The sequence below is a fragment of the Nocardia sp. NPDC058705 genome, from assembly GCF_042749305.1.
Taxonomy (GTDB): domain Bacteria; phylum Actinomycetota; class Actinomycetes; order Mycobacteriales; family Mycobacteriaceae; genus Nocardia.
This window is the reverse complement of sequence record NZ_JBHYRN010000015.1, coordinates 150,153-158,299: the sequence shown is the minus strand read 5'-3', so window position 1 is coordinate 158,299 and position 8,147 is coordinate 150,153. Positions and strand designations below refer to the sequence as shown.

At 66.6% G+C, this 8,147-nt stretch carries 7 protein-coding genes and 1 rRNA gene; 1 reads left to right on the top strand and 7 read right to left on the bottom strand.

The features are described 5' to 3' along the window. The 7 genes from ACFW6D_RS19050 to ACFW6D_RS19020 form a co-directional block, all read right to left on the bottom strand. A 16S ribosomal RNA gene (locus ACFW6D_RS19050) occupies positions 1-88 on the bottom strand; the annotation flags it as partial. Between the two features lie 549 nt (positions 89-637). Beyond that, positions 638-1,924, bottom strand: coding sequence for a tyrosine--tRNA ligase (gene tyrS / locus ACFW6D_RS19045; protein WP_379235405.1), 1,287 nt, complete (start codon positions 1,922-1,924; stop codon positions 638-640). Positions 1,925-1,952: 28 nt separating this feature from the next. Continuing rightward, entirely contained in the window at positions 1,953-2,801 is an 849-nt protein-coding gene (locus tag ACFW6D_RS19040) for an alpha/beta hydrolase (RefSeq protein WP_379329811.1), read from the bottom strand. Between the two features lie 192 nt (positions 2,802-2,993). Further along, a complete protein-coding gene (locus ACFW6D_RS19035) occupies positions 2,994-3,419 on the bottom strand; it encodes a DoxX family protein (RefSeq protein WP_379329810.1) in 426 nt (141 codons plus the stop codon). 111 nt (positions 3,420-3,530) lie between these two features. Next, the gene (locus ACFW6D_RS19030; protein ID WP_379329808.1) at positions 3,531-4,145 is read right to left on the bottom strand and encodes a DNA-3-methyladenine glycosylase; all 615 of its coding nucleotides are present in this window, start codon (positions 4,143-4,145) and stop codon (positions 3,531-3,533) included. Positions 4,146-4,254: 109 nt separating this feature from the next. Beyond that, on the bottom strand, positions 4,255-5,145 hold the full coding sequence (locus ACFW6D_RS19025) for an RNA polymerase sigma-70 factor (RefSeq protein ID WP_379329806.1): 891 nt from the start codon (positions 5,143-5,145) through the stop codon (positions 4,255-4,257). Positions 5,146-5,222: 77 nt separating this feature from the next. Beyond that, positions 5,223-6,401: an NAD(P)/FAD-dependent oxidoreductase gene (locus ACFW6D_RS19020; RefSeq protein WP_379329804.1), complete on the bottom strand. Its 1,179-nt coding sequence runs from the start codon at positions 6,399-6,401 to the stop codon at positions 5,223-5,225. 188 nt (positions 6,402-6,589) lie between these two features. Here ACFW6D_RS19020 and ACFW6D_RS19015 point away from each other — a divergent pair, with 188 nt between their 5' ends. Continuing rightward, on the top strand, positions 6,590-8,104 hold the full coding sequence (locus ACFW6D_RS19015) for a multicopper oxidase family protein (RefSeq protein WP_379329802.1): 1,515 nt from the start codon (positions 6,590-6,592) through the stop codon (positions 8,102-8,104). The last annotated feature ends 43 nt before the right edge of the window (positions 8,105-8,147 follow it).

The window sequence follows — 8,147 nt, the reverse complement described above, 5'->3', positions numbered from 1 at the left end:
TGTACCCCGAAGGGCCTTACCGCTCGACTTGCATGTGTTAAGCACGCCGCTAGCGTTCGTCCTGAGCCAGAATCAAACTCTCCGTTGAAGACTCTTAACCAACCCTCCGAAGAGGGTCAATCAGAAATATCTAAACTAGAGTCCGAAAACCTAGCAAAACAAACACCAGCAAAAAGATTCGCTGTTGTTTAATGTCCAACTTCCTACCGACCGGGGGGTACGGAGAAGTTGGAACCAATAATAAATTATTGGCACTGACATTCATCGACACACTATTGAGTTCTCAAAGAACACACGCACAAGCAAACTAACCGGTGTCCGGATCGTCTGCAGGGCAACTGTTCCAGCCTAACCTCACGTCCAGACGAAGTCAATCGTAAGCCTGGTCACAAGATCTTCAGCTATGTCAGGCGCTTCCCCGTACTACCGCGTTTTCCCTTGGCCCGCCAGCCTCTCGGGCTAGCGTCTCCGCTCCGGGTTGGTGTCCGTGTCGCTCTGACTTCCAATAAGTTACGCGCCGGATAACGCCGCGTCAAATCGCCTGAACAACACCGGATCTCCGCAGGTCACGGCGGTGCGCTCGGCCGATGCGCGGGCCTGAATCACACGGATGTGACTCAGGCCTCGCCCAACGTCTTCAGGCTATCCGATGCACGCCGGCCATGTTCTTCTTTCCGCGGCGCAGCACCAGCCACTCCCCGTGCAGGTAGTCGCCATCGGACGGCGTCCAGTCCACATCGCTCACCCGCTGGTTGTTCACCGACGCACCGCCTTCGTTGACCACCCGACGGGCCGCGCCCTTGCTCTCGCACAGACCCGACGCCACGAGCAGGTCGACGATCGTGTTCGGCTCACCCGGCACCACCTCGGCGACCTTGCCGTCGACCGCGGTCTCACGCAGTGCGGCCCCGAGCGTGGACAACGGAAGTTCCCCCAGCTCGCCGCGACCGAACAGAGCACCGCTGGCCAGTTCCACCGCGCGGGTCTCGGCTTCGCCGTGCACCAGCGTGGTCATCTCCGCGGCCAGGCGCTTCTGGGCCTCGCGGGCGAACGGACGTTCGGCCGTCGCCTGCTCGAGCTCGTCGAGTTCCTCGCGGCTGAGGAAGGTGAACCAGCGCAGGTAGCGCACGACGTCGGCGTCGGCGGTGTTCACGAAGTACTGGTACCAGGCGTAGGGACTGGTCAGTTCGGGGTCGAGCCACAGGCTGCCGCCGCCGGTGGACTTGCCGAACTTCTTGCCGTCGGCCGAGGTCACCAGCGGCACGGTGAGCGCGTGCACGTGCGCGCCGTCGACGCGCCGGTTCAGCTCCACGCCGGCGATGATGTTGCCCCACTGGTCGGAGCCGCCGACCTGCAGCGTGCAGCCGTGTTCGCGGCGCAACTGCAGGTAGTCGTTGGCCTGCAGCAGCATGTAGCTGAACTCGGTGTAGGAGATGCCGTCGCCTTCGAGCCGCCGTTTGACGGTGTCGCGGGCGAGCATGACGTTCACCGAGAAGTGCTTGCCGATGTCGCGCAGGAAGTCCACGGTCGACAGCGGGCCGGTCCAGTCCATGTTGTTCACGATCACCGCACCGGTGGGCGAATCGTCGAGGTCGACGAATCGCTCGAGCTGGCCCCGGATGCGCTGGGCCCATTCGGCGACGGTGTCGGTCGAGTTCATGGTGCGTTCGCCCACGTCACGCGGGTCGCCGATCATGCCGGTGGCGCCGCCGGCGAGCACGATCGGGCGATGCCCGGCCAGCTGGAAGCGCTTGAGCGCGAGCAGCGGGACGAGATGGCCTGCGTGCAGGCTGGCGGCGGTCGGGTCGAAGCCGGCATAGAGCGTCAGCGGTGCGGCGGCCGCGGCAGCGCGCAGCTCGTCCAGGTCGGTGGACTGCGCGATCAGGCCGCGCCAGGTCAGTTCGTCGAAGATGTCGCCGGTCACGCTGACCCATCTTTCCGCATGCGGTTGTTCAGGCGCGTGCGCGGGTGATCCAGGCGAGCAGATCGGCTTCGACCTCGTCGCGGTTGGTTTCGTTGAGGACTTCGTGGCGGGCGTCCGGGTAGACCTGGTAGGTGATGTCGGTCAGGCCCGCGTCGCGGTAGCGCTGCACGAGCAGGTCGGACAGGCTCAGCTTGCTGTTGAGCGGGTCCTTGTCGCCGACCATCACGTAGATCGGCAGGTCGCTGCGCACGGTGCTCGGGTCGGCCAGGCGCGTCTGGGAGTTGACCGCGAGCAGGCCCATGTTGGCCTCGTCGATGGCGAAACCGCACCAGGGGTCGGCGTTGTAGGTGTCGACCTGGGCTTCGTCGCGGCTGATCCAGTCGGCGTCGGTGCGGGTGGGCTGGAATTCGGCGTTGAAGAAGCCGATCAGGTCACCGCCGGCGGCCGCGATTTCGCCGAAGAGTCCGTCGACCGCGGTCGTGCCGCTCAGGACGACTTCGTCGACGAGGTCGGAGTGGTCGAGGAGGTACTGCTGCACGGCGAAGGAGCCGAGGCTGTGGCCGATCAGCGTAACGGGCAGGCCGGGGTGGCGCTCGCGCAGGATTTCGGTGAGCGCGACCTCGTCGGCGACCAGCAGGTTCCAGCCGTCGGGGCCCAGATCTCCAGGCACGGGGCCCATGCTGAGGCCGTGGCCGCGATGGTCGTCGGCGTAGACGGCGAAGCCGAGCGCGGCCAGCCGTTCGGCCAGGTGTGCGTAGCGTTCGGAATGTTCGCCCATGCCGTGCGCGATCTGCACGACGCCACGCGGCTCGACGTCGGTGGGGAGCCAGCTCCGCACGTGGATCGAGGTGCCGTCGCTGCTGGGAAAAGTGAACACGGGCGCTCCTGGTCATTCTGTTGCGTGGTCCTCGATCCTCGCATCTCACAGGCATCCGCCCGATCGATTTCGCCTTGGTTTCGCAGACGAGATCGTGGCCGTGGTTTCGGCGCCGCAGCCGAACGGCTCGGCACGCCGATGATCGCCGGAACCCCCCGGGCTCCGGCGATCGTCAGCGTGTCGAGTGGTGGCTCATCGCACCAGCGCGGTGATGGTGTCGCGGCGCTCGTAGGCGATCCAGGCGAAGATCGCGGCCAGGACCAGCGGGAAGATCGCCATCGTCGGCTTGTCGGCGATGAAGGCCTGGGTCGCGGCAGCGAGCACGGTGAGCACGGACAGACCCGCGGCAGCGAGGCCGCTGACTCGACGCACCATCAGGCCGATACCGCCTGCGACCTCGACGACTCCGATGAAGATGAGCAGGCCCATGGGGATGGTCAGGTTCGCGGGGGCGTTCTCCATCAGGATGTGCGGGATGACGAGCTTCGGGCCGCCCGAGGCGATGATGAAGAACAGGCCGAGCACGATCTGCAGGGTCCACAGGACGCGGTTGCGGATCTTGCCGGGGGTGTGGGTGGCAGCGGTGGAGAAGTTGGCGGAGGGTGCGGCGGTGGTCATGTCGTGTCCTTAGAGTCGGTCGCGCTCGGTGGGGTAGCGCGTTCAACGGTTAAGACGGACCGTCACTCGAGAACTCATCGCCGACCGCGAAATAAATTTTCGGGGCCGCTGTCAGGCCAGCGGCGCGGGCGCGCGTGGACTTCGCCGATAGACCGAGACGGCGGGCGATGCGGGTAACCAGAATCGCCAGGGCACCTGCGCGGCAACACTCACGCCTACCCGTGGACCCGAAGCTGTATCAGCTTCGGGCACAGCAGGTTTCAGTTCGAGGTGCAGTGCCGAGAAGGGGTCGAACAGCTCGGTCCCGTAGTCGGACATGCTGACGCCGAGCGCGCTGCCGACATTGCCGGGCCCGCGCGCCAGGTCGGTGTCCTTGCGGGCGGCGGGCCTGCGTTCCCGTGCGATGTCGATGCCGTCGACCACCTCCCCCGCACGAACCAGCACCGCCCCGGCTTCACCGTCGAAACCGCCGGTTACGTTGACGCACAAGTGGATTCCGTATGAGCGGTAGACATACAGGCGCCCCGCCGGACCGAACATCACCGCGTTGCGGGCGGTGGGCCCAGGCCAGGAATGCGCGGCCGGGTCGGGCCACGGACCGTCGGGGTCACTGCCGTAGGCCTCGACTTCCACGATGCGCAGCGCCACCGGACCCGACCGGAGAATCGCGCCGAGCAGCCTGCGCGCGGCGGTGGGCGGATCGACGGCCAGTTCCTGTGCGGACACGCTCGCTATTGTCGCCTACTCGCGAAGGCGCTTCCGGGATCGACCTCGGCGCGGCCCGGTGCTGTCACCGATCCGGACAGGTCGCGTCGAGGTTCGGCGGCGTTGCTGTTCAGCCGAGCAGTTCGGTGCCCCGGTAGAGACCTGCGAGTTTGCCGGGGTTGACCTGGAATCGCAGGTTCTGGATGTGTCCGTCGACCAGGTCGAAAGTGAAGGCGGCGCCGGGGTTTCCGGCGAAAGAGGCCAGCGCGCCGAGCTCGCCGTTGATGTCGGCCGCGCTGAGTTCGAAGCCCGCGGACGACGGTTTGGCGAGGACGCCGAGGATCCAGCGAGCCACGTGGTCGGGGCCGTGCAGGGGGCGGCGCGCGGCGGTGACCACGCCGCCACCGTCGGACCAGCACGTGACATCGGGGGCGAGCAGGTCCATCAGTGCATTGAGGTCGCCGCCCGCGCAGGCGGCCATGAACTGTGCGGTGACCTGGGCGCGGGCGGCTTTGTCGGTGTCGAATCGTGGACGGCGTGACTGCACGTGACTCTTCGCGCGGTGGGCGATCTGGCGCACGCTCGCCTCGGGACGGTCGAGGGCTTCGGCGATTTCGGCGTGCGAGTAACCGAAGACTTCGCGCAGCAGGAACACCGCGCGTTCGACCGGCGTGAGAGTTTCCAGCACGACGAGCAGGGCGGTGGAGACAGTGTCGGCCAATTCGGTGTCCTCGGCGATATCGGGCGAGGTCAGCACCGGCTCGGGAAGCCAAGGGCCGACATAGCTTTCACGGGTCGCGCGGGCGGAGGTGAGGCGGTTGAGCGAGATGTTGGTGACTGTGCGGACCAGGTAGGCCTTGGGGTGGACGATCGCGGCGTGGTCGGTGTCGTTCCACTTGAGCCAGGTGTCCTGCAGGACGTCTTCTGCGTCGGTGACCGTGCCGAGCATGCGGTAGGCGGTCGCGAACAGCAGGCGGCGGTGCTCGAGGAAAGGATCCTGGTCCGGCATGAGTTCAACCATGGCGCATTCTCCGTCGGTCCGGCGAGTCGAGGTGCGCCGGTAGCGGTGGTTCCGCGATCTCGGCGCGTGGTCGGCCCTCATGCTGCGCGGCGAGTTACTTTGCCGCCCTTGGACAATTGGACGTTCATGGTCATCTTCTTGCTCGCCTTGAATGTCGGTACCGGGCTGCTGCTGACCATCTCCTTGTAAGTCCGCGCGGCCCAACCGGTGAGGTAGAGGCGGCGCGGGCTGTCGTCGGCCTTGGTGAACTGGATGACCGCGTCGCGGCGGCCGAGGCTGACCGGCTGGTGGAAGTAGCCGAACCGGAACGGCTTCACCGTCTTGCCGCGCAGTTCGGCGGCGATCGCGTCGGCGGTGTAGGCCGCGGTGGGCAGGCCGCTCTGGCAGGTGCCGTGCACCTGTCCCCACGCCTGACGGACCGCAGCCGCGTCACCGATGGCGTGAATCATGGGGTGCGACACCGACTTCAGTGTCGGGTCGACGACGATGAGGCCACGCGCATCGGTCTCGATGCCCGCCTCTGCGGCCAGCGGCGACACCCGAACGCCGGTCGTCCAGAGGGTGAGGTCGGCGCCGATCACCGTGCCGTCGGCGAGTACGACCGCGTCGGGCAGCACCTCGGCGACACGAACGCCGATCTCGCGGACGATGCCGAGCCGGTCCAGTGCCTTGTTCAGGTGCGCGCGAGCCTTGTCGCCCATCATCGCGCCCGCCTCGCCCGAGCTGATCAACGTCACGCGCAGGCCGGGGTGGCTTTCGGCGATCTCGGTCGCCGCCTCGATGCCGGTGAGGCCGCCACCGCAGACAGCGACCGCGGCACCCTGAGTCGCGAGGGTGGTCAGCTTGCCCGCGAATTCGTGGGCGAGGCGCGGGTCGTCGAGGGTGAAAGCGTGTTCGGCGACGCCGGGAACCAGGGCGGTCTCGGCAGTGCTGCCGAGTGCGTAGATGAGCTCGTCGTAGGCGAGATCGCCGCGGCCGTCGACGTGGACGCGCTGCGCTGCCGCGTCGATCGAGGTAACCCAGCCCTGGACGAACTCGATGCCGGTGCCGTCGAGGATCTCGGGAATGTCGTGGTGCGCGAGTTCCTGACCTGCGGCGATCTGGTGCATGCGCAGCCGCTCGGTGAAGCGCGCGGAAGGGTTGACCAGGGTGATCGCGACATCCAGCTTGCTGGTGCGGCGGGCCAGGCGGATCGCGGCCAGCATGCCGGTGTAGCCGGCGCCGAGGACGACGATGCGGTGCGTGGTGGTGGTCATTGTGGTGCTCCTTGTCCGTGGGATGTTCATGGGACAAAGCAGCCCGCCGAAACGTGACAACCCACGATAGTGATCCACATCACATGCCCTGCGCTGCGGAAAACCCCTGATCATTTCGGTGCGGAATCAGGGTCGAACCCGGGGCGCACCCTGATGTGGTGTGACGTTCGCGCCCCTAGCGTCGAAGCATGGCTTCTCCCCCACGTCGGCTGCGCCGCATCCTGCTCGGCGCGTGCGCCCTCGTCGTCACCCTGATCACCGCGATCGGCGCCGGGGTCACCTGGACGTGGGCCGGTGCCGACGTATCCACCGTCGGCACAACGCAATTCACACAGCCATTGCATATTCCGCCGCTGGCCGAGTCCACCGTCGACACGGCCGGCACGCGAACCTTCGCTCTCGATATGCAGACCGGGACAACAGCATTCGAGCCCGGCCGAGCCACCGAGACCTGGGGCTTCAATGGCAGCTATCTCGGTCCCACTTTGCGTGCAGCGCGCGGCGAACGCGTGCGAGTGCAGGTGCGCAACCAGCTGCCCGAAGCCTCGACGGTGCACTGGCACGGCATGCATCTACCTGCCGCCATGGACGGCGGGCCACACCAGATGGTCGAGCCCGGCGCCTCCTGGACGCCGGAATGGTCTGTGGCCCAAGCAGCTTCGACCCTCTGGTACCACCCGCACCCACACGGCGCGACCGAGGAACACGTGCGCCGCGGCCTGGCGGGCATGTTCCTGATCGACGACGCACCGAGCGCGCAACTGCCGCTGCCGAACACCTACGGCGTTGATGACATCCCGGTGATCGTGCAGGACATGCGCCTGCGCGGTTCCCGACTCGACGGCGCGCACGCGATTTTCCGCGATATCGGCTTCCTCGGCGATCGCACCATGGTCAACGGCACCCTGTCGCCCTACCAGGAGGTCGGCGACGAACTGGTGCGGCTGCGCCTGCTCAACGCCTCGACCGCGCGGATCTACACCTTCGCCTTCGACGATGTCCGCCCGTTCGCGATGATCGGTTCCGACGGCGGCCTGCTCGAACGCCCCGCCACCCTGAACCGCATCCAACTCTCGCCCGGTGAGCGCGCGGAGATCGTGGTGCGGATGCGACCCGGTGAGCGCACCGTGCTGCGCAGCGAGAAGCTCGAGGCGGGATTGGACTTCTGGTCGAGCCGGTTCTCGGGTGGTGACGACAGGTTCGATGTCCTCGAACTGCGCGCCGCGCCGACTTTACGACCGTCCGCCGCACTGCCGGAAACCCTTGTGCCGCCGTCGATTCCCGATGGTGCGGACTCGGTTCTACAACGTCGCTTCGACCTGACCCTTGCCGGTATCAACGGCGAGCGCATGGACATGGGCCGCATCGACACGACCGTCACCCGAGGCACCACCGAGACCTGGGTCGTCCACAACATCGACGGCATGCCGCACAACTTTCACGTCCACGATGTCCAGTTCCGGGTGCTCGACTACGACGGCGCACCACCTCCACCCGAGCTGGCCGGCGCCAAGGACACCATCTTCCTGCCGCCGAACACGGCCGCGACCCTGGTGCTGCGCTTCGACGGGCCCGCCGACCCGAACACTCCGTACATGTATCACTGCCATCTGCTGTGGCACGAGGACGTCGGGATGATGGGTCAGTTCGCCGTCGTCGAACCAGGCCAGCAAGCCACGCCCCCACCGGGACACGCTCATTGACCTTGCCGACTCGACATCATCGCGCTAAATTCATCACGTAGTG